General features: G+C 37.1%; 16 protein-coding genes and 3 tRNA genes. 13 read left to right on the top strand and 6 right to left on the bottom strand.

The window, feature by feature from the left end:
* The first annotated feature begins 275 nt into the window (after nucleotides 1-275).
* The 7 genes from galA (at nucleotide 276) to LNP19_RS00215 (ending at nucleotide 12,259) form a co-directional block, all read left to right on the top strand.
* Nucleotides 276-2,726, top strand: a complete 2,451-nt coding sequence (galA, locus tag LNP19_RS00245; protein WP_230062818.1) for a beta-galactosidase GalA — start codon at nucleotides 276-278, stop codon at nucleotides 2,724-2,726.
* 2 nt (nucleotides 2,727-2,728) lie between these two features.
* Nucleotides 2,729-4,273, top strand: a complete 1,545-nt coding sequence (locus LNP19_RS00240) for a sulfatase family protein (protein ID WP_230062817.1) — start codon at nucleotides 2,729-2,731, stop codon at nucleotides 4,271-4,273.
* Nucleotides 4,274-4,531: 258 nt separating this feature from the next.
* Entirely contained in the window at nucleotides 4,532-5,869 is a 1,338-nt protein-coding gene (locus LNP19_RS00235; RefSeq protein WP_230062816.1) for an alpha-L-fucosidase, read from the top strand.
* A gap of 289 nt (nucleotides 5,870-6,158) precedes the next feature.
* Nucleotides 6,159-8,243, top strand: coding sequence for an arylsulfatase (locus LNP19_RS00230; protein WP_230062815.1), 2,085 nt, complete (start codon nucleotides 6,159-6,161; stop codon nucleotides 8,241-8,243).
* 43 nt (nucleotides 8,244-8,286) lie between these two features.
* Nucleotides 8,287-9,861 (top strand): sulfatase, encoded by a 1,575-nt coding sequence (locus tag LNP19_RS00225; RefSeq protein WP_230062814.1) that lies wholly within the window; start codon nucleotides 8,287-8,289, stop codon nucleotides 9,859-9,861.
* 61 nt (nucleotides 9,862-9,922) lie between these two features.
* Nucleotides 9,923-11,896, top strand: a complete 1,974-nt coding sequence (locus LNP19_RS00220) for a glycoside hydrolase family 20 protein (protein ID WP_230062813.1) — start codon at nucleotides 9,923-9,925, stop codon at nucleotides 11,894-11,896.
* A 120-nt stretch (nucleotides 11,897-12,016) separates the two neighbouring features.
* Nucleotides 12,017-12,259 (top strand): hypothetical protein, encoded by a 243-nt coding sequence (locus tag LNP19_RS00215; RefSeq protein WP_230062812.1) that lies wholly within the window; start codon nucleotides 12,017-12,019, stop codon nucleotides 12,257-12,259.
* A 556-nt stretch (nucleotides 12,260-12,815) separates the two neighbouring features.
* On the opposite strand, the gene LNP19_RS00210 is transcribed toward LNP19_RS00215, so the two are convergent.
* The 3 genes from LNP19_RS00210 to LNP19_RS00200 form a co-directional block, all read right to left on the bottom strand.
* Nucleotides 12,816-12,898, bottom strand: a tRNA-Leu gene (locus tag LNP19_RS00210).
* A 41-nt stretch (nucleotides 12,899-12,939) separates the two neighbouring features.
* Nucleotides 12,940-13,012 (bottom strand) — tRNA-Lys (locus LNP19_RS00205).
* Between the two features lie 37 nt (nucleotides 13,013-13,049).
* Nucleotides 13,050-13,122 (bottom strand) — tRNA-Lys (locus LNP19_RS00200).
* A gap of 128 nt (nucleotides 13,123-13,250) precedes the next feature.
* Between LNP19_RS00200 and LNP19_RS00195 the strand changes: the two genes are divergently transcribed.
* Complete coding sequence (locus LNP19_RS00195; RefSeq protein WP_230062811.1) at nucleotides 13,251-13,769, top strand: shikimate kinase; 519 nt, start codon at nucleotides 13,251-13,253, stop codon at nucleotides 13,767-13,769.
* On the opposite strand, the gene LNP19_RS00190 is transcribed toward LNP19_RS00195, so the two are convergent.
* Nucleotides 13,761-14,261 (bottom strand): phosphoribosyltransferase family protein, encoded by a 501-nt coding sequence (locus LNP19_RS00190; protein WP_230062810.1) that lies wholly within the window; start codon nucleotides 14,259-14,261, stop codon nucleotides 13,761-13,763. The genes LNP19_RS00195 and LNP19_RS00190 overlap by 9 nt on opposite strands.
* Nucleotides 14,262-14,297: 36 nt before the next feature.
* On the bottom strand, nucleotides 14,298-14,684 hold the full coding sequence (locus tag LNP19_RS00185) for an RNA-binding S4 domain-containing protein (RefSeq protein WP_230062809.1): 387 nt from the start codon (nucleotides 14,682-14,684) through the stop codon (nucleotides 14,298-14,300).
* 78 nt (nucleotides 14,685-14,762) lie between these two features.
* Here LNP19_RS00185 and bamM point away from each other — a divergent pair, with 78 nt between their 5' ends.
* Nucleotides 14,763-15,767 carry a BamM family beta-barrel-assembly machinery protein gene (bamM, locus tag LNP19_RS00180; RefSeq protein ID WP_230062808.1) on the top strand — a complete coding sequence of 335 codons (1,005 nt, stop codon included), beginning with the start codon at nucleotides 14,763-14,765 and terminating at the stop codon, nucleotides 15,765-15,767.
* Between the two features lie 101 nt (nucleotides 15,768-15,868).
* Here bamM and LNP19_RS00175 read toward each other — a convergent pair whose 3' ends face one another.
* A complete protein-coding gene (locus LNP19_RS00175; RefSeq protein ID WP_230062807.1) occupies nucleotides 15,869-17,458 on the bottom strand; it encodes a peptide chain release factor 3 in 1,590 nt (529 codons plus the stop codon).
* A gap of 469 nt (nucleotides 17,459-17,927) precedes the next feature.
* Here LNP19_RS00175 and LNP19_RS00170 point away from each other — a divergent pair, with 469 nt between their 5' ends.
* The 4 genes from LNP19_RS00170 (at nucleotide 17,928) to LNP19_RS00155 (ending at nucleotide 24,497) form a co-directional block, all read left to right on the top strand.
* Entirely contained in the window at nucleotides 17,928-19,358 is a 1,431-nt protein-coding gene (locus tag LNP19_RS00170; protein WP_230062806.1) for a peptidylprolyl isomerase, read from the top strand.
* 80 nt (nucleotides 19,359-19,438) lie between these two features.
* Nucleotides 19,439-20,392 carry an AAA family ATPase gene (locus LNP19_RS00165; protein WP_230062805.1) on the top strand — a complete coding sequence of 318 codons (954 nt, stop codon included), beginning with the start codon at nucleotides 19,439-19,441 and terminating at the stop codon, nucleotides 20,390-20,392.
* A gap of 333 nt (nucleotides 20,393-20,725) precedes the next feature.
* The gene (locus tag LNP19_RS00160; RefSeq protein WP_230062804.1) at nucleotides 20,726-21,355 is read left to right on the top strand and encodes a PAS domain-containing protein; all 630 of its coding nucleotides are present in this window, start codon (nucleotides 20,726-20,728) and stop codon (nucleotides 21,353-21,355) included.
* A gap of 370 nt (nucleotides 21,356-21,725) precedes the next feature.
* A complete protein-coding gene (locus tag LNP19_RS00155) occupies nucleotides 21,726-24,497 on the top strand; it encodes a bifunctional aconitate hydratase 2/2-methylisocitrate dehydratase (protein ID WP_230062803.1) in 2,772 nt (923 codons plus the stop codon).
* The last annotated feature ends 124 nt before the right edge of the window (nucleotides 24,498-24,621 follow it).

The raw sequence follows: 24,621 nt of genomic DNA, 5'->3' as shown, positions 1-24,621 counted from the left end.
CTGTTTTATTTTTGAAACTGTTTCTTTTTTTTATGAAGAAAGAAAATAGGACACTAAAAGTAATTCCCAAACTAAATCAATCCAGGAAATAGGAAGCCATTGATAAACAATATTATCATGATTACGGTCTTACCCATTTTCTACTTAGTACAATTTGGGCGGCTCATTCCCATTCAAAGAGGCTGGGAGATCTGGGGATTGTCGTATTTACTTCAGAGCTGCATCCTTAGATAGCATTTGAAAAAAACAATTAAAACTATATACTAAATTAAAACATGATGATTTCTTTCAAAAAAGGCTACGGATTATTGTTTTTCATTTCAATTTTGTTGCTCTCCTTTCAAAATACCGAGGCACAGAAAAATGGTACAATAACAACAGCCAGACAAACCGAATCCCTTAACAAAAACTGGAAATTCCATTTGGGAAGTGCCAATAATCCGGCTAAAGATTTTGATTATGGGATTGTTCGTAATTTTACAATCGCCGGTGGTGGTGGTGGGGCTGTAAGTCCAAAATTTGACGATAGTAAATGGCGCAGCCTAAATGTGCCTCACGATTGGGCAGTTGAACTTCCTTTTGAATATCATAAACATTTTGATGTTCAAAGTCATGGCTACAGACCTGTTGGCGGTTTCTATCCGGAGAACAGCGTGGGCTGGTACAGAAAGCGTTTTAATGTAGAGAAAGAAAAGGAAGGCCAACGTTTTGTGCTTCGATTGGAAGGGGTGTACCGCGATTTTAAATTGTGGGTAAACAACAATTATATCGGAGGGAATTTTGGAGGTTACACCGAGAGTTCTTTTGATATCACTGATTTTATCGAGTTTTCAAAAGAAAATCTGATTGTAATTCGCGTCGATGCTACCCAGTACGAAGGCTGGTTTTATGAAGGAGCGGGTATATATAGAAATGTTTTTTTAGAGTCCTTTAGTCCGGTTCACATACCGGAATACGGAGTCTATGTTTCGGCAAAAGTGGAAAAATCGAATGCCAAAGTTCAGGCGCAAACCACAGTTAAAAACCAAGAAGGCAAAACAGTGGATTGCTCGGTGGTTTCTTATGTGATGGATGCTAAAGGGACAAAAGTTACTCCATCTTTGACCGAGAAAGTTAAAGTGAAAAATAACGAAACACATAAAATAGAGCAGCAGTTTTCGCTCAAAAACCCAAAACTGTGGGGACTGGATACGCCTAATTTATACCGATTGGTTTCCATTGTGAAAAAAGCAGGAAAAACAGTAGACAGCCTTCAAACGGAATTTGGCGTACGCACTTTTGATTATAATGCCACTACTGGTTTTTCGCTAAACGGAGAAGCCATGAAAATAAAAGGCATGTGTGTGCATCAGGATCATGCAGGCGTTGGATCGGCAGTACCAGATGCTTTGGTCTATTACAGAATCAAACTCTTGAAGGAAATGGGAGTCAATGCCTACCGTTGCAGTCATAATCCGCCTTCAAAATCAGTTTTGGAAGCCTGTGATAAGCTGGGCATGATGGTGATGGATGAAATTCGTGTCATTGGCACCGGAAAAGAATATTACGAGCAATTTGAAAAATTGATTTTAAGAGACCGCAACCACGCGAGTATCATGCTTTGGAGTCTTGGAAACGAAGAAACCGGAGTGCAAAACACCGATTTGGGCAGACGCATGGCGCATACTTTAGTACAACGCCAAAAAGAATTAGATCCTTCGCGCTTGAGTACGTATGGAGGAAATAACGGAATCAATTTCAAGGGAATCAACCAGGAAATGGATGTCAGAGGGTTCAATTACCACATCAAAGAATTAGACGATTACCACAAAGAACATCCTACACAACCGATGGTTTTTAGCGAGGTGTCTTCTATGGTAAGCTCCAGAGGAATGTATGCCAAGGATTCTATCAAAGGATATTTGCCAGATTACGATATGAACAAACCGGGCTGGGGACAAAGAGCAGAAGAATGGTGGAAGTTTACCGTGGACAGACCTTGGCTAATGGGCGGTTTCGTTTGGACCGGTTTTGATTACCGTGGGGAGCCAACGCCGTTTACCTGGCCAAATGTTAATTCACATTTTGGAATAATGGATGTTTGCGGATTCCCTAAAAACACCTACTATTACTACCAAAGCTGGTGGACGGATAAAGACGTTATCAAAATTTATCCGCACTGGAACGGCCACAAAGCGGGTGATAAAGTAAATGTATGGTGCAACACTAATGCCGATGAAGTGGAACTGTTTTTAAATGGTAAAAGTTTAGGAAAGAAAACCATGCCACGCAACAGCCATTTAGAATGGGACGTTATTTACGAGCCGGGCAAATTAGAAGCAGTAGGCTTGAAAAATGGCAAAATAATCCGAACGGCTGTCGAAACCACTACAGCCCCATACCAAATTGTCTTGACTCCGGACCGCCAAGCTATAAAGGCTGACGGAAATGATGTCTCAGTTATCAATGTAAGCGTTCTGGACAAACAAGGCAGAGAGATTCCCGATGCGATGAATTTGATCCAATTCCAGTTAAAAGGCAATGCCACTATCTTAGGGGTGGGTAATGGCGATCCAAGCTCACACGAAGCCGATAAATGCATGGATGGCAACTGGAAGCGTTCACTATTTAACGGAAAATGCCAAATCATTTTGCAGTCTATGGATAAAGAAGGTGAATTTAATCTTACAGCCACAGCCGAAGGATTACAAAGTACAGCCGTTACCATAACGATTAAAAATAAATAGAAATGAAAAGATTTAATATACCAGCAATAGTGCTTGCCTTATCCTGTAGTTTTTGCGTTCAGCTATCGGCCCAAAATAAGACAGCAAAAAGACCCAATATTGTCATCATCATTTCGGATGACCATGCCTTTCAGGCCATTGGGGCCTATGGCAATACCATGAAACCAACGCCCAATATTGACCGTATTGCCCGCGAAGGGGTTCTGTTCAACAAAGGCTATGTAACCAATTCGATTTGCGGTCCAAGCCGCGCGGTGATTCTAACGGGCAAGTACAGCCATAAAAACGGATTTAAAGACAATGAAAACTCGCGTTTTGACGGAAGTCAGGATAGCTTCATCAAGCAACTAAAAGGCTCCGGTTATGAAACGGCTTGGATTGGAAAATGGCATCTGGAAACAGACCCCCAAGGTTTTGATTATTGGCAAATTTTACCCGGGCAAGGCCAGTACTACAATCCGGATTTCCACATGATGGACGGTACTAAAAAACGCACCGAAGGCTATGTCTCGGATATAGTCGAAGATGTTTCCGAAAACTGGTTGGACAACCGCGACAAAGACAAACCTTTTTGTCTGGTTATAGGCCATAAAGCCACCCATCGTACTTGGATACCGGATATTCAGGATATGGGGAAATTTGATCATGTAACTTTTCCTTTGCCTCATAATTTTTACGATGATTACAAAAATCGGGAAGCAGCCAAAGTCCAGGACATGTCCATTGCCAAAACCATGGTCATGGGATATGACTTGAAAGTCTTTAAAGACGAAGCTGATACCAATCAGGAAGGAACTGTTTCGAGAATGAACGCCGAGCAGCGTAAAAAGTTTGACGACTATTATTTGCCCATAGCAGCCGATTTGAAAGCTCGTAATCTAAAAGGAAAAGAATTGACCGAATGGAAATTTCAGCGCTACATGCGCGACTATTTGAGTACGGCAGTTTCATTGGACCGAAACATTGGGCGTACCTTGGACTATTTGGATAAAAATAATTTGACAGAGAATACCATCGTGATTTATATGTCGGATCAGGGATTTTATTTGGGGGAACACGGCTGGTTTGACAAGCGTTTTATTTATGAGGAATCCTTCAGAACTCCAATGGTGATGCGTTATCCGGGAGTGGTAAAACCCGGAACCATATCGAATGATTTGGTGATGAATCTGGATATTGCTCCTACGATGCTTGATGCGGCCGGAGTAGCCATCCCAAAAGACGAACAAGGACAATCGATGTTGCCCTTATTTACAGATAAAAAAGCAAAAGGACGTGACGCCATCTATTATCACTATTATGAAAATGGAGAACATTCGGTATCTCCTCATTTTGGTCTAAGAACCAAACGCTATAAATTGGTTCGTTTTTACAAAAGAGTGAGTTCTTGGGAATTGTATGATTTAAAGAAAGATCCTAACGAAATTAATAATTTATACGGGAAAAAAGGGTTTGAAAAAATCACCGCTCAGATGAAAGTGGAGCTCAACAAACTGATTGCCCAATACGAAGATCAGGATGCCAGAAAGATCTTGACGGCGAATTAAGTTCGATTTTAGAAGTTAAATTATTTTAAAGTAATCTTAAATAAAGTAAAGTCTAATCTGTTTTAAGGATGTTTCTTTAGTGATGTAAAAAACGACAGTATTTTAACTAAGATCTTAAAAAGAATTAATCGTGAAATCTTAATCTTGTTTAGGTAAAAACAAATAATGTTTAAAATGAGTTCAAAGTGTATAATGCTACCATTGAGTGTTTTTTTAATGTGTTTTTTTTCGTTAAACGCACAAATAAATTCTTTGCCTTTGCCAAACAAACAGCAATTGGCCTGGCAGAAGGCCGAATTTGGGGTGGTTTTTCATTATGATTTGCACGTATTTGATGAGTCAAAATACAACCAAGGTACCAACAGGATTAGCCCGTTAGTGGATTATAATATTTTTAATCCGAAACAATTGGATGTCGAACAATGGGTCATTTCTGCCAAAGCGGCGGGTGCAAAATTTGCTATACTTACCGTTACTCATGAAACCGGTTTCGCTTTGTTTCAATCGGATGTAAATCCGTATTCGATGAAGAGTTTGAAATGGAAAGATGGAAAAGGGGATCTTTTTAAGGATTTTACAGATGCTTGTCGCAAACACGATATCAAGCCAGGTGTTTATTTGGGTATTCGTTGGAATTCATTTTTTGGCGTACATGATTTCATCGTAGATGGTGAGCCCAATAGTGCAATGCAGAAAAAAAGGCAGGCCTATTACAATACAATGGTGGAAGGAATGGTAAAAGAAATTTGTACTAATTATGGCCCTTTGTTCGAAATATGGTTTGATGGGGGCGCCAGTGCCCCACAAAAAGGAGCGCCAGATGTATTGCCAATAGTGAAAAAGTACCAGCCTGATTGTTTGTTTTATCACAACGACCAGTTGGCCGAAGCACGTTGGGGCGGCTCTGAAAGTGGTATGGTGAATTATCCTTGCTGGTCTACATTTCCATACAATTTTACAGGTTCAGGAGAAAGTGCTATTCCCGGAATCTCTAAAAACGGATTTCAATTATTGAAAGAGGGAGATGTAAATGGAAAATATTGGGTACCAGCGATGGCCGATGCGCCTTTACGTGGTTTTAACGGAAGACATGAATGGTTTTGGGAACCTGGTGATGAAAAGAGTATTTATCATTTGAAAGAACTGATGAACATTTATTACAAATCAGTTGGAAGAAATGCTACTCTTATTATGGGATTAACACCGGATAACACCGGGCTTATGCCAAAAGAAGATGTACAACGCCTAAAGGAATGGGGTCAGGAGATAAAACGACGCTTTGACTTCCCTCTTGCTACTACAAGAGGAAAAGGAAAAATAATTGAATTGAAGTTGGCTCAAGAAACGTCAATCAATCAGTTTTTGGTGCAGGAAAACATTGCTAAAGGACATCGCATAAGGGCTTTCAGCATACAAGTTTATCAGAAAGGGAAATGGCTAACGGTAAACAAGGGCACTGCAATAGGGAATAAATATATTTTTCTATCTGACAAACCTATTTTTACAAAAAAGCTGAGGTTGGTGATTGATGAGTCAGTAGCGGAGCCGGATATAATAAATTTTTCGGCATATCATGTCGAAGAAATTGATAAATGATTCTTTTAAAATAAATAGAAGTAATTATTCTTTGTTATTTGAAAAATACAAAAATGAATACTTGATGAATAGGAAAAAAAATGAAATTATGGGTTCTTTTTTTGGTTGCGAGAAATGTAGAGAATATAAGTCTTTATCTGTAAAACGATCCAAATGAGAGGCATAATTTGTATGAACAATAGAAGTAAGCAAATATTTTGACACCCTATGTTTGTAATAAGAAAAGGCCTTCGATTAAATAAAAAAAAGAATAAATAAAGAACAACTTAAATAGTTAAAAAAAATAAATATGAAAAAAATATTTTCGGTTATACTGATAACTTGTTTTGCATTAAAAGGGATTTCACAAGAAAGACCTAATATCATTTACATTTTAGTAGATGACATGGGATATGGAGATGTAGGCGTTTTTTTCCAAAATCAACGCATGAAAAGTAATGACCGTTCCAAACCCTACCAAATTACGCCTTATTTAGACCAAATGGCCGCCACTGGAGCAATTTTTACACAACAATATTGTAATGCGCCAGTTTGTGCACCTTCAAGAGGCTCTTTGTTAACAGGGGTCAATCAGGGTAATGCACATGTTAGAAACAATCAATTTGACAAAGCGCTAGAAGACAATCATACTTTGGGAAGCGTTTTAAAACAAGCCGGCTACCAAACTATGGCTGTTGGAAAATGGGGATTACAGGGAGTAGCAGAAACTGGTCCTAACTGGCCTTCGCATCCTTTGAAGAGAGGATTTGACTCTTATTATGGATACATGCGTCATATGGATGGTCATGAACATTATCCTTATGAAGGTATCTACCGAGGTAAAAAAGAAGTGTACGACAATTATGTAAATGTGGCCGATGGACTTGCTAAATCATATACCACCGATCTGTGGACGGCTGTCGCCAAAAAACAGATAGTAGAGCACGCCAAAGGGAATGATGCAGACAAACCTTTCTTTATGTATCTTGCTTATGATGCACCACATGCCGTTTTAGAGTTGCCTACTCAGGCTTATCCAAATGGATTGGGTTTAAATGGAGGCGTACAATGGACAGGAATAAAAGGTCAGATGATTAATACCGCTTCGGGTGTTCCGGATAGCTTTGTGTATCCTGAATACGCAGATGCTACTTATGATAACGACAATGATCCAGCTACAGCAGAAATTGCTTGGCCAGATACTTACAAGCGTTATGCTACTGCCAATCGCCGTATTGATGATGGAGTTGGTGATATTTTACAATTATTGAAAGATCTAAAAATTGACGAAAATACAATTGTAGTTTTCTCTTCTGATAATGGTGCTTCAAATGAAGCTTATCTTCCATCACCATTCGTAGATTATAAATCAACATTTTTTGAGAGTAATGGTAATTTTGAAGGCATAAAAAGAGATATTTTAGAAGGAGGTGTTCGTATGCCAGTTTTGGTCAATTGGCCTAAAAATATTCAAGCAGGAAAAGTCATTAACACTCCGTCGATGTTATCTGATTGGATGGCTACTTTTTCGGATATGGCTGGCGTTCCAGCTCCTGCAAGAACAGATGGCGTTTCATTATTACCTTCTTTAACCGCTAAAGGAAAACAAAAAGAAACTCTTGTATATGTAGAATATGAAGGAGAAGGTAGAACACCTAATTATAAAGAATTTGACCCAACGCATAGAAACAAAAAACGTGGGCAACAACAATTAATCCGATTTGGAAATTATAAAGGCGTTCGTTACGATATTAAATCCGCAGACGACAATTTCGAAATCTTCGATGTTGTGAAAGACCCAGGCGAAATAAATAATCTGGCGCTAAAACCCGGTTTTGAAAAAATGCAACAGCAGATGAAGGCTGCCGTTTTGCAACTAAGACGTGCCGATGCCGAAGCTCCTCGTCCTTATGACACTGCTTTGATTCCTGAAGCTGAAGTTTCAGCTAAATTTTTCCCAGGAGTGGTACAGCAATTTTTTGAAGGCGATTTCCCTTGGGTGGTTTCGGAAAAAGAATTGAAAGCTAAAGAGCAAAAAATCACCAAAGCAATAGCTGCTGATACGCAAACCCATAAAAAGGGAATGTTTCTTTATACCACTTTTGTGAAAGTTCCATCCGATGGCAAATACAGTTTTTCAATGAAAACATCTTCTAAGGCTTTTGTGCGTTTGCACCAAGCGCGTCTTTTTGATGCTGATTTTGCTTACAAAGCGGGCGAAGAATTGACTGAAGAGGTGTTTTTGAAAGCAGGTTATCATCCAATTTCGGTTTATCTGCTAAAAAATTCGGAAGCAAATGAAACGATGGATATAAAATGGAAGCCATCGGGAGCCACTGATTGGAAAAATTTAGAAGCCACTGATTTATTTCAATTAAAAAAACGCATCAAATAAAAACTGTTTATTTCATTAATTTACGAACTAATTAAAAAATAGAATGAAAGCTACCCTTGGATTTACAATTAGCGTTGAACAGTTTTGTTTCAGTATACTGACTTCATTATTGTTCACCGGAGCAGTTTTCGCCCAATCCTCAAAAAACAACACGAAGTCAAGACCCAATATCATTGTTTTTCTAGTGGATGACATGGGTTGGGTGGATACTTCAGTACCTTTTGGAGATAGCCTTATGCCTTTGAATAAACGCTATCATACCCCAAATATGGAACGATTGGCCAAAGAAGGAATGAAGTTTACCAATGCCTATGCCCAACCGGTATGTACGCCAACCAGAGCCAGCATGTTAAGTGGTATGAACTCGGCTCATGCCCGAATCACCAATTGGACATCACCGGCAAATAACAATCCTACCGATAATACGGACGAGCAGTTTAGTGCCCCAGAATGGAATTACAATGGCATGAGTCCCGTGGTAGGAATTCCACATACGCAATACGCAACTCCTTTTCCTCAATTATTGAAAGATGCGGGTTATTTTACGGTACACGTGGGTAAGGCACATTGGGGATCAGCGGGAACTCCCGGAGCCAATCCTTTGAGTATGGGTTTTATTACAAACATTGCCGGTCATGCAGCGGGGCATCCCCAAAGTTATTTATCTGAGGATAATTATGGTAATAAGCCCGGGAAAGCAAGTTGGCAGGCGGTTCCTGATTTGGGAGAATATTATGGAACGGGTACTTTTTTAACGGACGCGCTCACCAAAGAAGCCATAAAAACATTGGAAAATCCGATAAAAAACAAACAGCCTTTTTATTTAAATATGGCGCATTATGCTGTACATGATCCTATGATGGCTGATCCTCGTTATTACCAAAAATATGTAGATGCAGGATTAGATGAGACAGAAGCAAAATATGCCAGCTTAGTGGAAGGTATGGATCAGAGTCTAGGAGACATAATGGATTATCTGGTTTCTAAAAAAGCTGATAAAAATACCATTATTGTTTTTATGAGCGATAATGGTGGCTTGAGTCTTGCGCCATCAAGAGCAGGGGAACCTCATACCCAAAATTTGCCTTTGAAAGCAGGCAAGGGTTCTGTAAACGAAGGAGGAATAAGGGTTCCTATGATTGTAAAGTGGCCTGGTGTAACTAGAGCGGCTTCGGTGGCAAATCAGTATGTAATTATCGAAGATTTTTTTCCAACGCTCTTGGAAATGGCTAAGGTTAATGATGGTAAAAAAGTGCAGGATATAGATGGAAAAAGTTTTGTTCCTATTTTGAAAAATCCGGATTTGAAGGACAACAGCAGGGCTTTGATCTGGCATATTCCCAATAAATGGACAACAAAAGATGGACCGGGTATCAACTATCAGAGTGCCATCAGGAAAGGAGATTGGAAACTGATATACGATATGCGTGACGGAAGTAAGCAACTCTATAATTTGAAAACCGATATTGGAGAGCATAGCGATCTATCAGTTGCGCATCCCGATATGGTAAAAGCATTATCCAAAACATTGTCGGAACAATTAAGACAATGGAAAGCAACTATGCCAATTGATAAGAAAACGAATCAGCCCGCAGCTATGCCTGATGAGAGCGAATAGAAGTGATAATTTTCAGTATAAAAAAGGATCGTATCCTGATTCTATAATTAGATTCCATTTTATGAAAAAAACAGTAATACTTAGTCTGCTTTTTGGTATTGTCCTATTGGGTTGTAAGAGTCAAAATATTGTAGTTCCAACTAGCCGTACACTCGCAATTATTCCGCAGCCAAAATCAATAGAGACCTCAAATAAAGGACTTGATATAAAATCGATCACTGAATTAGAATTACCTGAACTATGGAGTGCTTTAGGCGGACAGTTTGCGGAGTTTAACCAAAAGAATAAACTACAGCCTCTGAGGATTGTTGAAAAGGCCAATTCGACTGCCGTTCGTATAAAAAAAGTCCAAAATTTAGATTTGGAATCATACCGCTTACTAGTGAATAAGAATGGGGTTCTGATAGAAGCTGCCGATTATGGAGGTGCTTTTAATGCTTTACAAACATGGAAGCAACTGGTTTTTCATGCTGAAAATGGGATTGTAATGCAAGTAAAAATAGAAGACCAAGCCCGTTTTAATTATCGCGGATTGATGTTGGACTGTAGCCGGCATTTTTGGACTGTAGCCGAATTAAAAGAAACCATTACACAAATGGCTTTTTTTAAACTGAACAAATTGCATCTGCACCTTACCGATAATAATGCCTGGAGAATAGAGATAAAAGCCTATCCCAAACTGACTACAGCCGGTACCTATTATAAGGATTATCCAGAATTATCAGGTAAGTTTTATACCCAAGAGGATTTAAAAGAAGTGGTTGCTTTTGCAGGAATGCATAATATTGAGGTTATTCCGGAAATTGATATTCCGGGTCATGCTACAGCTATTCTGGCTGCCTATCCCGATTTGTCTTGTACAGGTGGCGAATTTGAAGTCTATCCGGAAGAAATGCCGTTGAAAGACCGTAAAAGAACTAATATAAACATGCTTTGTTTGGGAAATCCTGAGGTATATACTTTTGCAGAAAAGGTGATTCAGGAAATAGCCTCTATCTTTCCTTCCCAAAAAATACATTTGGGGGGTGATGAGGTGCCCACTACCATTTGGGAAAAATGTACAAAATGCCAAAAACTGCACCAGCAGGAGCATTTAGAGAAATGGGGAGAACTACAGGATTATTTCACTAAAAGAATGTCGAATGCAGTTAAGAAATTAGGAAAAACCATGGTAGGCTGGGATGAGATTAATGAGCGACAGGCTGCTTCTGCTGATGATATTGTCATGGTTTGGCGTGACTATGGATTCAAGCAAGGACTGGAAGCTTTGCAACGCAATGTTCCTGTAATAATGGCACCACAACATGGATGTTATTACGATTGGGGTTATGCCGGAAATGCAACCCGAAAAGTATACGAATGGGATCCTATTTCTGCAGAAATGGAAGCTTTAAATAAAAACAACTTAGTACTTGGAGGTCAGGCTTGTTTATGGACAGAGCGTGTGAGTACTCAAAACAGGATAGAGGAGATGCTGTATCCTAGAATTACAGCCTTGGCAGAAGTGCTTTGGTCCCCTAAAGAAAATAGAAATTGGGAAGACTATCTGAAGCGTTTGGATCAAAGTTACGGTTCCATGAAAGCTTTGGGTATCAATTATTATATTGACGATGCCATTAATGAAACAGAGTTTAAACCCAAAAATGAAAAACCGGCATTGGTCAGACATGCTTGGTTAACAACCAATCTTCCAAACCATGGGGATTACCATCTGGAATACATATTTGATGGTAAATCGAATACTTTTTATTGGGGAAGCAGAAGTATTGGCGTGGGCGATTGGTATCAAATTAAATTAGGCGAGCCGGTAACAGCAACTAAGATTTCGGTGCTTACAGGTGATTCAAAAGATTATATTCAATTTGCCGATTTACTGATTTCGGAGGATGGAGAGACATTCGAAAAAATTGCCGCTTTCAAAGACGATGGAACGGCTACAGCAATATTAGAAGGAAGAACCATTCGTGCGATCCGTATAGAGGCCACCAAACAACATACTTGCTGGCCGGTTATTAAGGAAATCAAAATTGAATAATTCATTCAGTTGTAGAAGTGAGTTGTGAGTTCTCTGTTATGGGTTCGTGAAGTAGTTTTTAACCTAGGGCGACTTATTTTTTAATCGCAAACTTTACAAAGGCGCTTCACTTTTTCCTCGATGAGTATCCGCTTAGTAACTTATCCAGGAGAAGTGTGTGAGCTATTTAATGTAAAATTCATAAAACTACATGATTCAAAAGCAAAAGATAAAATTTGGATACATATGCAGAATGAATCAGGAACTAAACCAAAATTATTAATTCATACAAGACAATTGACAAATAGAATTACAGCAGAGTTGATTCCAAACATTAGTGAAATTGTTGGGGAATTTATGAAAACGAATTCGATTGAATTATAAAAAAAACTACTGCCAATAGCCAGAGTTGGGCTTGAAAAGCCAACAATGAAACTCCTGTTGAGCGGAACCGCTCTCCATCCATTCCTAATGGAGTTTGCGATACATGAATAAGAAGAATTTCAAGAGGTCAATGGGCCTCTTTTTTTTGTTCTATGATGAGGATTACTATCGATTGTTATTTTATTGGTACTATTTTAATTTTAATAATTTACACTGTTATCAATTGGATCGGGCTTTAGCCCGATATGAAAATTGAATTCTTAAAGAGGCTTAAGCCGAAACTTAATCTCTATTTTGGCTAAAGCCAATTTTTTATTCGATATCCAAAACGGGCTAAAGTCTGTTCCTGTCGTTTTTAAAATAGATAGTGTATGGATAGTGTATAGATAGTGTATGGATAGTGCATGGATAGTGTATGCTTAATTTTGGACTTGATCGTGCACTATTTATTTCCTCCCCAACTTTTGCAGCTGATCCGCTCTTGGTTCAAGATAGGTATTAAAACCAAAAAAAACCTTGTAAGATCAATACTTACAAGGTTTTTTAATTTAAAAAGTGACCACGGTGGGATTTGAACCCACACGCCCTTACGAGCACCACCCCCTCAAGATGGCAAGTCTACCGTTTCTCCACGTGGCCTAAAATAAAAAAGGTCAAGTAATAAATTACTCGACCTTTTGTGACCCGACTGGGGCTCGAACCCAGGACCCCATCATTAAAAGTGATGTGCTCTACCAACTGAGCTATCGAGTCAATGCTTTCAAGTAAATTATGTGTTGATCACTATTTGTGACCCGACTGGGGCTCGAACCCAGGACCCCATCATTAAAAGTGATGTGCTCTACCAACTGAGCTATCGAGTCATAATTTCTTTGCTTGAATGCGGGTGCAAATATAAGGACTTTATTTGGAGTTTTCCAAAGAAATTTGTCTTAAATTTGACTTTTTTTAACAATAAATTTTAACGCCTTAGTTTATAGGGTTTTATTCTATGAAAAAAATTATATTATTAGGCTACATGGGATGCGGAAAGTCAACCATTGCCAAAACATTGTCGAAAAATATTGGAATTCCCTTTGTCGATTTGGATGAATATATCGAAAAAAAAACCAATTTGTCCATAAATGCCCTATTCGAGAAACACGGAGAAGTTTATTTTAGGAAATTAGAACAGGAATCTTTTAAGGAATTATTGAGTTCTGCTGATCGTTTTATTATAGGATTGGGTGGAGGGACTCCTTGTTATGCCAATAACCATGAGTTATTAATAGGGGAGGATGTATTGTCAGTTTATCTAAAAGCATCTATTGAGACCTTATTTGATCGATTGTCTGCTAATAAAAGCAAAAGACCCCTTATCGCCAACAAAAGTGATGTGGAGATGAAGGAGTTTATTGCGATGCATCTATTTGAAAGAAGCTTTTATTATAATAAGGCGCAGTATGCCGTTAGTGTAGATGATAAGACGATTGATCAGGTCGTTTTAGATATTGTAGCGATTCTAGCTTAAATAAGCATAGCTGTTTTTGTTTTCATCAAATACGACTTGAACGTGTTCTAATAAGGAGGTAGAAAGAGAGATTCCTTTAAAATCGGCTTTTACGGGATATTTTTTGTGATTTCTATCTACAAGCACTGCAGTTTTGAATTTTTTCAAAGGGACGTCTAGAAAATGTCTTATGGCGTAGATTAATGTTGTTCCCGAATTCAATACGTCATCAACAAGAATCAAACCTTTGTTAGCATAGTCTTCTTTTGGTATAGAAGTATGAATAGGTAGTTCAGGATTTAATTTGTTGATTTGAATTTCGCATAAACTAACCTTTAGTGGTGAGATGGATTTTAATTCCTGTGCAATTTTTTCGGCAAAAACGAATCCGTTGCTTGCTATTCCGGCAAGAACCACTTCGTTTTCGTCTACAAATGTCTCGTAGATTTGGTAAGCTATTCTTTTTATTTTGTGTTCAATTTCTTGATTTGTTAGGATGATATTTTTACTCATTTTTTTAGTTTTAAGTTTTGTTTTAAAATGTCAATATTAGTCCTCGTCATCGTCTTCAATAGCATTGCCAAATTCGTCGATGTCTCTTCGGTCTTTCTTAGTGGGTCTTCCGGTTCCGGTCTTTCGGTAATGCTCTTTTGAGAGTTTTAATAGTTCTAAATGTTGATAGACTTCGGGCGGTGTATCGTTGCGCCTGTAAATATCAACCAGTTTGGCTCCTACACGGCTCTCGGGAATGTCCAGTACGGTAATGATTTGGGTGATTTGATCTTTTCGAAAAGTGATTTTATCAGTAGGGAAAACCTCCTTGGAGGGTTTTGCAACCAGGCCGTTTACAGTAATCTGGTTTTTTTTGCAAGCCTCGGTTACCATGTTTCTGGTCTTGTAATATCTTACACACCATAAAAATTTATCTATTCTCATAAAAATTCTAAAATCGGAGTTAAATAGTTTACAAAAATAAATCAATATTGTATATTGCGCACTTAAAAATCAGCTATAATGAACAAATTTAAGTTTTATTTTATTTTATCAATTACAACACTCTCGTTATTTTCGTGTTCGAAAAATAATGATACTCCTGAAATTACTCCGCCTCGTGATTACGAAGTACAGTATAAAACTGATATAGCTGATATCGAGACTTATTTGAAAGAAAATTATATAGAAGATGTTTCCCCTGATGCTGATATTAAAATCACTAAAATTCCTGCGGGAGGAACTCAGCCTTCAATTTGGTCTTATAAAGACAAGGCATCGTTTCCAAAACTTCTAAGTCGTCCAGTAAAACTTCATGGCATTAGCTATACCTTGTATTATTTGGTATTAAGTGAAGGTAAAGCAGGAAATCCTTCGCCTTCTAATATGGATGCAGTGTTGGCAGCCTATAAAGGAGAGTATTTGTCCAGTAAAACGGTAGATGGAGTGACTACTATTAGTTCAACATTTTTTGAGGAAACTAAAAATCCACAACAAATGTTTAGTTTGCAATCAGTAATAAGAGGGTGGAGTGAAATTTTTCCCCAGTTTAAAACTGGAACTTATGTTTCGAATGCTGATGGAACGGTTAGTTATTCTGATTATGGTGCAGGTGTTATGTTTATCCCTTCAGGATTGGGTTATTTTTCATCAGGAAGTGCTGCTATTCCGGCCTATGCGCCTCTAGTGTTTAGCTTTAAATTGTTTGAAATTCAAAGACTGGATCAGGACGGGGACGGGATTCCGTCTTATTTGGAGGATTTAGATGGGGACGGCTATGTTTATGATTATAGAGATACAACTAATTTCCCAACAAAGCCTGAGACGGCGAACCCTGATGATACGGATGGTGATGGTATTCCAAACTTTTTGGATGTAGATGATGATGGTGACGGTTATACTACAAAATTAGAAATTAAAGATCCTTTGACAGGATTGCCTTATCCTTTTTTAGTAATTCCAAGTTGTGATGGTAATACTACTGATCCGGCTAGAAAGAAAAAACATTTGGATAAGGACTGTCACTAGTACCTAAAGTGTTATAAAATAAAAAATCCCATTCGCCGCTGCGAATGGGATTTTTTTATGGAAATCTATTTCTGAATCTGGTTAGAAATAGATTGATTGAATTATTCGAATTCTGATGTAAAGAATAATTTTACGCTCGGATATTTGTTTTGCGTCATTTGGATTGTAAAGTCAGAATCGGCAAGGAAAACCAATTGACCGTATTTATCTTTGGCAAGGAATTTTTGTTTGATTCGTTTGAACTCTTTAAACTCATCATTCTTGGCGTCATCCGGTTTTACCCAACAGGCTTTGTGTACCGGGAAATTCTCATAGGTACATTTGGCTCCATATTCATGTTCTAAACGGTATTGGATTACCTCATATTGAAGTGCTCCAACGGTTCCAATGATTTTACGGTTATTCATTTCAAGGGTGAATAATTGGGCAACACCTTCGTCCATCAATTGATCCACACCTTTGTCAAGCTGTTTGGCTTTCATAGGATCAGCATTATTGATGTATCTGAAATGTTCCGGAGAGAAGCTAGGAATTCCTTTGAAACTCATGATTTCACCTTCGGTTAAAGTATCTCCAATTTTAAAATTCCCTGTATCATGAAGTCCTACGATATCGCCGGGATAGGAAATGTCTACAATTTCTTTCTTTTCGGCAAAAAAGGCATTCGGGCTAGAGAATTTTAAATTCTTTTTTTGACGTACGTGATAATAAGGTTTGTTTCTTTCAAAAGTTCCGGAGACGATTTTTATAAAAGCCAATCGGTCTCTGTGTTTTGGATCCATATTGGCATGGATTTTAAAAACAAAACCGGTCATTTTTTCCTCTTTAGGATCAACTAATCTCGTTTCAGAATCTTTTGGTCTTGGCGATGGAGCGATTTGGATAAAACAATCCAAAAGTTCACGAACCCCGAAGTTATTCAATGCCGAACCAAAAAATACCGGTTGTAGTTTTCCGTCCAAGTAATCTTGTTGATTGAATTTTGGGTAAACTTCGTCAATTAATTCTAATTCCTCGCGCAATCTATCGGCAGGTTTTTGTCCCACTATTTTTTCCAATTCCGGGTTTTGTACATCCGAAAAAGCAATTGTTTCCTCAATGTTTTTACGGCTGTCACCGCTAAAAAGGTTGATGTTTTTCTCCCATAAATTGTATATTCCCTGAAAATCATAACCCATTCCTATTGGAAAACTCAGTGGAGTTACGGTTAATCCCAGTTTTTGCTCTACTTCATCCATCAAGTCAAAGGCGTCTTTTCCTTCACGGTCCAGCTTGTTAATGAAAACAATCATCGGAATGTTTCGCATTCTACATACGGCGACTAATTTTTCCGTTTGTTCCTCGACCCCTTTTGCAACGTCAATCACTACGATAACGCTATCAACGGCGGTTAAAGTCCTAAAGGTGTCTTCGGCAAAATCCTTATGTCCCGGGGTGTCCAGAATGTTTATTTTTTTCTCCTTATAATTAAAGGCCAAAACCGATGTAGAAACCGAGATCCCTCTTTGGCGCTCAATTTCCATAAAGTCACTCGTGGCTCCTTTTTTGATTTTGTTGTTTTTTACAGCTCCGGCTTCCTGAATCGCACCACCAAAAAGGAGGAGTTTTTCTGTAAGTGTAGTTTTACCGGCATCGGGATGTGATATAATTCCGAACGTTCTTCTTCTTTGTATTTCTTTTAAAAAGCTCATGTATAATGTAAATAGTTTGCAAAAGTACTATTTATAAATGCGAATAAAAAAAAAAGATGTCTTTTTGGAGATCTTCAAATTCATTGTCTTTTTTCTTAAAAGTTGAACACTTAATGATAGAATGAAAGACTTTGAATACTAAAAACCGACTTTAAAAATAGCGCTCAGATGCAGCAGTTGATTTGAATTAAAACTGCGATTGATTGAGAGTCATCGTTTGGGAGAATTATGGTGATGATGGTAGCTGTGTATAATTTTTTGTTAATAGTAGCGTGTAAAGTTGGATTATGTAATTGAATTGTTATTTTTGTTTGCCTTAAGTTGAGAGAATTGTAAGTAATTGTATTGAAAAATCAATTCGTTTTTTGACTCTTAAAGTGTATATTTGGACAAAATTAAAGATCCTTTTATGCGGATTAATTAAAAGACAAGAAATAACAATATTTATCATACTATAAATTTCAAAATAATGCCATTAAAAACAATGCAAATGAATTCCATAAATAATAAAAGTGCTCTTCTTTTTTTTCTGTTACTGTTTACAAGCACACTTATTAGCGCCCAAGAAATTATTAAAGACAGTGTTGTGGCTCCTGCAAAGAAGATTCAAACCGGACAAAGACAAAAAATTGATGGTGTTATTGCAACTGTGGGAGATTATATCGTTTTGGATTCAGATATCGATAAGTCATTTCTTGAAATTTCGTCCCAAGGCGGATCTGTAAAAGACATTACAAGATGCCAGATGCTTGGGAAATTATTGGAAGATAAATTGTATGCGCATCAAGCCATTCAGGATAGTATTAAAGTGACTGACTCTGAAATTAAAGGAATGATGGAAGAGCGTTTGACTTATATATTGGACAAAGTGGGTTCGATGGATAAGGTTTTGAGTATGTACAAGAAAAGTTCGGAGGAAGAACTAAGAACCAGTTTTTTTGACATCTTAAAAGAACAAAAATTAGCTTCAGAAATGACCAATAAAATTGTTGATGAAGTGGAGATAACTCCTGAAGAGGTTCGGAATTTTTTCAAAAAAATACCTAAAAATGAATTGCCTCTTTTTGGCGCAGAAATGGAAGTGGCACAAATTGTAGTGACTCCAAAAGTGTCTGAAGTAGAAAAGCAAAAAGTAATTGATAAACTGAATAGTTTCAAAAAAGAAGTAGAAGAAGGGGCTAGTTTTGCTACCAAAGCAGTTTTGTACTCTAAAGATCCGGGTTCCAGTTCAAATGGTGGTTACTATAAAATGAATAGAAAAACCCCATTTGTTAAAGAATTTAAAGATGTTGCTTTTAGCCTTCAACAAGGAGAAATTTCGGCTCCTTTTGAAACTACTTTTGGTTTTCATATTATTTATGTAGAAAAAATTAAAGGACAGGAAATAGAATTGCGCCATATTTTATTGACTCCTTCGGTATCTGAAGAAGAAGTGAAGGCTGCTAAAGAAAAAATTACGTCAATCAGAGAGAAAATTATTGACAAAAAATTAACTTTTGCTGATGCTGCCAGAACAGAATCAGATCAAAAAGAAACAAGAGCAAATGGTGGAGCTTTGATTAATCCAAATACACGTGATACTCGTTTTGAATTGACTAAAATGGATCCGTCTCTTTACAGTCAGGTTTCTAATTTAAAAGATGATGAAATTTCTCGACCAATATTAGATACTGACGAGAATGGAAGACAATTCTATAAGATTATCACGGTGACCAATAGAATAAATGAGCACACGGCTGATTATGCTACTGATTATATTAAAATTAAGGAATTGGCTTTAAAAGAAAAACAAATTAAAGCGATTGGAAAATGGTTTGACACAACCATCAAAGATACTTATGTTAAGATTCTTGGAGAATACAGAGATTGTGATTTTACAAACAATTGGCTGAAAAAATAATTTTTATAAAATAAATAAAAAGAGTTAGTTTTATGAATTCATAAAGCTAACTCTTTTTTAATTTAAAATACTTTCATAAAATGTCTGACGTAGCAGCAATACATAATTTGGTTCAAAAGCGAAACGAGCTCAAAAGCGAAATCGCAAAAATAATCGTTGGACAGGATGCGGTGGTAGATCAAATTTTGCTTTGTATTTTTTCAGGAGGTCATGCATTGTTAGTAGGAGTTCCTGGTTTGGCCAAGACTTTAATGGTAAATACATTGGCGAAAGCTTTAGGGCTGGATTTTAAAAGAATTCAGTTTACACCAGATTTAATGCCTTCGGATATTTTGGGGAGCGAAATATTAGATGAAAACCGCCAATTTAAGTTTATAAAAGGACCTGTTTTTTCGAATATCGTACTGGCTGATGAAATCAATAGAACACCTCCAAAAACGCAGGCTGCTTTACTTGAGGCTATGCAGGAGCGTTCCGTTACTATTGCAGGAGAAAATTATAAATTAGATTTGCCTTATTTTGTTTTGGCAACCCAAAATCCAATTGAACAGGAAGGGACATATCCGTTACCTGAAGCACAATTAGATCGTTTTATGTTTGCTATAAAATTAGAGTATCCTTCTTTTGCGGAGGAAGTCGAAGTGGTAAAACGCACCACTTCTGATGTGAAAGCGATTGTCGCGCCGTTATTTACCGCTCAGGAGATTGTTGATTTTCAACATTTGATCCGTAGAATTCCTGTGGCAGATAATGTGGTGGAGTATGCCGTGACTTTGGTCAGTAAAACACGTCCTGATAATCATTTGGCTAACGAGTTTGTCAAGAATTATCTGGATTGGGGAGCAGGGCCAAGAGCTTCACAGAATTTGATTTTGGGCGCTAAAGCTCATGCTGCTTTTAATGGGAAATTTTCACCTGATATTGAGGATGTAAAAGCGGTTGCGGTGGGAATATTGCGTCATAGAATTATTAAAAATTATAAGGCAGATGCCGAAGGAATCACAGAAGAAATGATAATTTCCAAGTTGATTTAAGGTTGAAATTAGAAATGTTTTAGATTTATGCTCTTAGCCGCTATTCTTTTTAAAACAAAAAATAAATTTTTATGTTGCCTTAAAGAAGAAGAAGTGAACGTGATTTTGGATTTATCAGCAAATGAATAAATCTTGGGTTGTTTTGAGAGCTTAATTTTTGTTTTTTAGTTAAAATTATTTGCTTTTTGCAAATCGAAATAAAAAATCGTTATGGATGAGCTATTTTCTTCATAACGATTTTTTATTTGGGAAAAACATGACAAAAATCATATAGGATTTAGGCTTCAAAAATTATTTTTGTAGGATTATTTATTTTACAAAAAAAGAAGAAGTATGAGCGAGAATAATGAGATTTTTAAAAGACCAACTCCAATTGATAAGGAAGTTTCCTGGGATAAGACCCAAGTGATTATGAGTAAAACCAATTCAAAAGGAATCATTGAATATGCTAATGAGGTTTTTATTGATGTTTGTGGATATGAAGATTATGAGCTTATGTCTCAGCCTCACAGTATTATCAGACATCCTGATATGCCTAAGGTTATCTTTAAAGTACTTTGGGAGAATCTAAAAAGCGGAAAGAATTTCTATGCGGTGGTTAAAAATCTTGCAAAATCAGGAAGGTACTATTGGGTTGTTACTGACTTTGAAATTTCAAAAGATAAAAATGGTGAAACTACCCATTATTTTGGTAGAAGAAAGGCTGTGCCTCAAGATGTGATTACAAAACATATTGAGCCATTGTATAAAAGATTGCTTCAAATTGAATCAGTAAGCGGAATCGAAGCCAGTGAAAAGTATTTGATAGGCTTTTTGGAAGAAAAAAACAGAACCTATGTTGAGTTTGTTAAAGAATGTATTTTAGATTATGAACAGTCTCAGAATGCGCAAAAAAGAGTGGAATTAAAAGAAGAGGAAGAAGAGGAGAGTCGAGGGTTCTTTTCTAGATTTTTTGGAAGATAATCTAGTGATAGTCTGATTTGTTTTTGAGTTAGAACGGTTGTGGTTTTTTTCATCTAAGGGGGTCGATAAGATTCATTGTAGTAAAAGAGGATAGGTAAGCTGGGATGTCTTAATAGCTAATTAAAAAGGTGTTTAATTAAAAGTTTGCTGATTATGCAATTTAAGGTTGAAAAATTAGTGTTTTCGCATTTTTACGCAATAGATTCTGTTATTTTGCAATAATAATTTTTCAAAATGGGACTTCGATTAAATTTTTTTTAATTCTCATCTTTAATACTTAAATTTGCTGGGCAAAAAAATACACTAACTCATTATGGCGTTTTGTTTTGAAATAATTAATAAAATTAGCCATTAACATTGAAAAGATAATATGAACATTTATAACGACTACATTAAGGAGATCGAAGAGCGAAAAGGTCAGGGACTTCACCCTAAACCGATTGATGGCGCTGAATTATTAAGCGAAATCATTACACAGATTAAAGATTTAAATAACGAGTACAGAGCAGATTCTCTTAACTTCTTTATTTATAATGTTGTTCCTGGAACCACTCCTGCGGCTAATGTAAAAGCTAAATTTTTAAAAGAAATTGTTTTAGGCCAATCAGTAGTTGCTGAAATTACACCTGCTTTTGCCTTAGAATTATTATCTCACATGAAAGGAGGTTCTTCAATTGAAGTACTTCTTGATTTGGCATTAGGAAATGATCTTGCAATTGCTAAAGATGCTGCAAAAGTTCTTAAAACACAAGTGTATCTTTATGAGGCCGATACGGATCGTTTAGTTGCTGCATTTGAAAGTGGTAACGCAATAGCAAAAGAAATTTTAGAGAGTTATGCTAAAGCAGAGTTCTTCACGAAACTTCCTGAGGTAAAAGAAGAAATTAAAGTTGTTACTTTTATAGCAGGAGAAGGAGATATTTCAACAGATTTACTTTCTCCGGGAAACCAAGCACACTCGCGTTCAGATCGCGAATTGCACGGTAAATGTATGATTACACCTGAAGCACAAGCTGAAATTAAAGCATTACAAGCACAACATCCAGACAAATCAGTAATGTTAATTGCTGAAAAAGGAACTATGGGAGTTGGTTCTTCAAGAATGTCAGGTGTGAATAACGTGGCACTTTGGACAGGTAAACAAGCAAGTCCTTATGTTCCGTTTGTAAATTTTGCGCCAATTGTTGCAGGTACAAACGGTATTTCACCAATTTTCCTTACAACAGTTGATGTAACTGGAGGTATTGGTTTGGATCTTAAAAACTGGGTTAAAAAGACTGATGCTAATGGTGAAGCCGTTCGTAATGAAAGCGGTGATCCAGTTTTAGAAGAAGTGTATTCTGTAGCAACAGGTACGGTTCTTACGATTAATACAAAATCAAAAAAATTATACAACGGAGACAAAGAATTAATTGACATCTCTAAAGCATTCACGCCGCAGAAAATGGAATTCATCAAAGCGGGTGGTTCATACGCAATTGTATTTGGAAAGAAATTACAAACTTTTGCAGCCAAGACATTAGGAATTACTGCTCCACTTGTGTATGCGCCATCAAAAGAGGTTTCTGTTGAAGGGCAGGGACTTACTGCTGTAGAAAAAATATTCAATGCTAATGCGGTTGGAACAACTCCAGGTAAGGTTTTACATGCTGGTTCAGATGTTCGTGTTACTGTAAATATTGTAGGTTCGCAAGATACTACCGGTTTGATGACTTCTCAGGAATTAGAGTCTATGGCTGCTACAGTGATTTCTCCAATTGTTGACGGTGCTTACCAATCAGGTTGTCATACTGCTTCCGTTTGGGATAATAAATCTAAGGCAAATATTCCTAGATTAATGAAATTTATGAACGATTTCGGATTGATCACAGCTCGTGACCCGAAAGGCGTTTATCATTCCATGACGGATGTTATTCACAAAGTATTGAATGATATTACGGTAAACGAGTGGGCTATCATTATTGGTGGTGATTCTCATACCAGAATGTCTAAAGGGGTTGCTTTTGGTGCTGATTCAGGAACAGTTGCTCTTGCATTGGCTACTGGTGAAGCTTCGATGCCAATTCCAGAATCTGTGAAGGTAACTTTCAAAGGAGATATGAAAGAATACATGGATTTCCGTGATGTGGTTCACGCTACACAATCTCAAATGCTTAAAACATTTGGTGGAGAGAATGTATTCCAAGGAAGAATTATTGAGGTTCATTTAGGGACTCTTAATGCAGATCAAGCGTTTACGTTTACAGACTGGACAGCAGAGATGAAAGCGAAAGCTTCTATCTGTATTTCTGAAGATTATACTTTGATCGAATCGCTTGAGATGGCGAAAGGTAGAATTCAGATCATGATTGACAAGGGAATGGACAATAAAAAGCAAGTGCTGAAAGGATTGATTGCTATTGCTGATAAGAGAATCGCTGAGATTATTTCAGGTGAAAAACCGGCTCTAAGACCAGATGCAAACGCAAAGTATTATGCTGAAGTTGTTGTAGATTTGGATCAAATTGCTGAGCCAATGATTGCTGATCCAGATGTGAATAATGCAGATGTTTCTAAAAGATATACCCACGATACCATCAGACCTTTATCTTTTTATGGTGGAGTTAAAAAAGTAGATCTAGGATTTATTGGTTCTTGTATGGTTCACAAGGGAGATATGAAAATTCTAGCGCATATGCTTAAGAATATTGATGAGCAAAAAGGTAAAGTAGAGTTCAAAGCACCACTAGTTGTAGCTCCTCCTACTTATAATATTGTTGATGAATTAAAAGCAGAAGGTGATTGGGAAATTTTACAAAAATATTCTGGTTTCGAATTCGATGATAATGTTCCTAAAGCTGCGGCTCGTACTTCATATGAAAATATGTTGTATTTAGAGCGTCCAGGTTGTAATCTTTGTATGGGTAACCAGGAGAAAGCGGCCAAAGGAGATACAGTAATGGCAACATCTACACGTCTTTTTCAAGGAAGAGTTGTTGAGGATACGGAAGGTAAAAAAGGAGAGTCTTTACTTTCTTCTACACCCGTTGTAGTATTGTCTACAATCCTTGGTAGAACTCCAACAATAGAAGAGTACATAACAGCAGTAGATGGTATTAACCTAACTAAGTTTGCACCTTCACATAAAATGTTAGTTGAATAATAGTTGATTAACTGTTAAATATATCAAAAAGCCTGAGTTATTAACTCAGGCTTTTTTTATAGCTATTCAATTTTTTGTACCTTGTGGTGATTAAAGATGAATAACAAATATAAATACAAAATAT

Source organism: Flavobacterium acetivorans (assembly GCF_020911885.1).
Classification (GTDB): domain Bacteria; phylum Bacteroidota; class Bacteroidia; order Flavobacteriales; family Flavobacteriaceae; genus Flavobacterium; species Flavobacterium acetivorans.
Note: the sequence above shows the minus strand (reverse complement) of the source record. Positions and strands in the feature narration are given on the sequence as shown.

What these genes read in the sequence shown, in the direction of transcription:
- LNP19_RS00215 (WP_230062812.1), top strand. Translation starts at nt 12,017, where the DNA reads ATGAGTATCCGCTTAGTAACTTATCCAGGAGAAGTGTGTGAGCTATTT.
- bamM (WP_230062808.1), top strand. Translation starts at nt 14,763, where the DNA reads ATGAACAAATTTAAGTTTTATTTTATTTTATCAATTACAACACTCTCG.
- LNP19_RS00165 (WP_230062805.1), top strand. Translation starts at nt 19,439, where the DNA reads ATGTCTGACGTAGCAGCAATACATAATTTGGTTCAAAAGCGAAACGAG.
- LNP19_RS00170 (WP_230062806.1), top strand. Translation starts at nt 17,928, where the DNA reads ATGCCATTAAAAACAATGCAAATGAATTCCATAAATAATAAAAGTGCT.
- LNP19_RS00190 (WP_230062810.1), bottom strand. Translation starts at nt 14,261, where the DNA reads ATGAGTAAAAATATCATCCTAACAAATCAAGAAATTGAACACAAAATA.
- LNP19_RS00160 (WP_230062804.1), top strand. Translation starts at nt 20,726, where the DNA reads ATGAGCGAGAATAATGAGATTTTTAAAAGACCAACTCCAATTGATAAG.
- LNP19_RS00220 (WP_230062813.1), top strand. Translation starts at nt 9,923, where the DNA reads ATGAAAAAAACAGTAATACTTAGTCTGCTTTTTGGTATTGTCCTATTG.
- LNP19_RS00155 (WP_230062803.1), top strand. Translation starts at nt 21,726, where the DNA reads ATGAACATTTATAACGACTACATTAAGGAGATCGAAGAGCGAAAAGGT.
- LNP19_RS00195 (WP_230062811.1), top strand. Translation starts at nt 13,251, where the DNA reads ATGAAAAAAATTATATTATTAGGCTACATGGGATGCGGAAAGTCAACC.
- LNP19_RS00175 (WP_230062807.1), bottom strand. Translation starts at nt 17,458, where the DNA reads ATGAGCTTTTTAAAAGAAATACAAAGAAGAAGAACGTTCGGAATTATA.
- LNP19_RS00185 (WP_230062809.1), bottom strand. Translation starts at nt 14,684, where the DNA reads ATGAGAATAGATAAATTTTTATGGTGTGTAAGATATTACAAGACCAGA.
- galA (WP_230062818.1), top strand. Translation starts at nt 276, where the DNA reads ATGATGATTTCTTTCAAAAAAGGCTACGGATTATTGTTTTTCATTTCA.
- LNP19_RS00225 (WP_230062814.1), top strand. Translation starts at nt 8,287, where the DNA reads ATGAAAGCTACCCTTGGATTTACAATTAGCGTTGAACAGTTTTGTTTC.
- LNP19_RS00230 (WP_230062815.1), top strand. Translation starts at nt 6,159, where the DNA reads ATGAAAAAAATATTTTCGGTTATACTGATAACTTGTTTTGCATTAAAA.
- LNP19_RS00240 (WP_230062817.1), top strand. Translation starts at nt 2,729, where the DNA reads ATGAAAAGATTTAATATACCAGCAATAGTGCTTGCCTTATCCTGTAGT.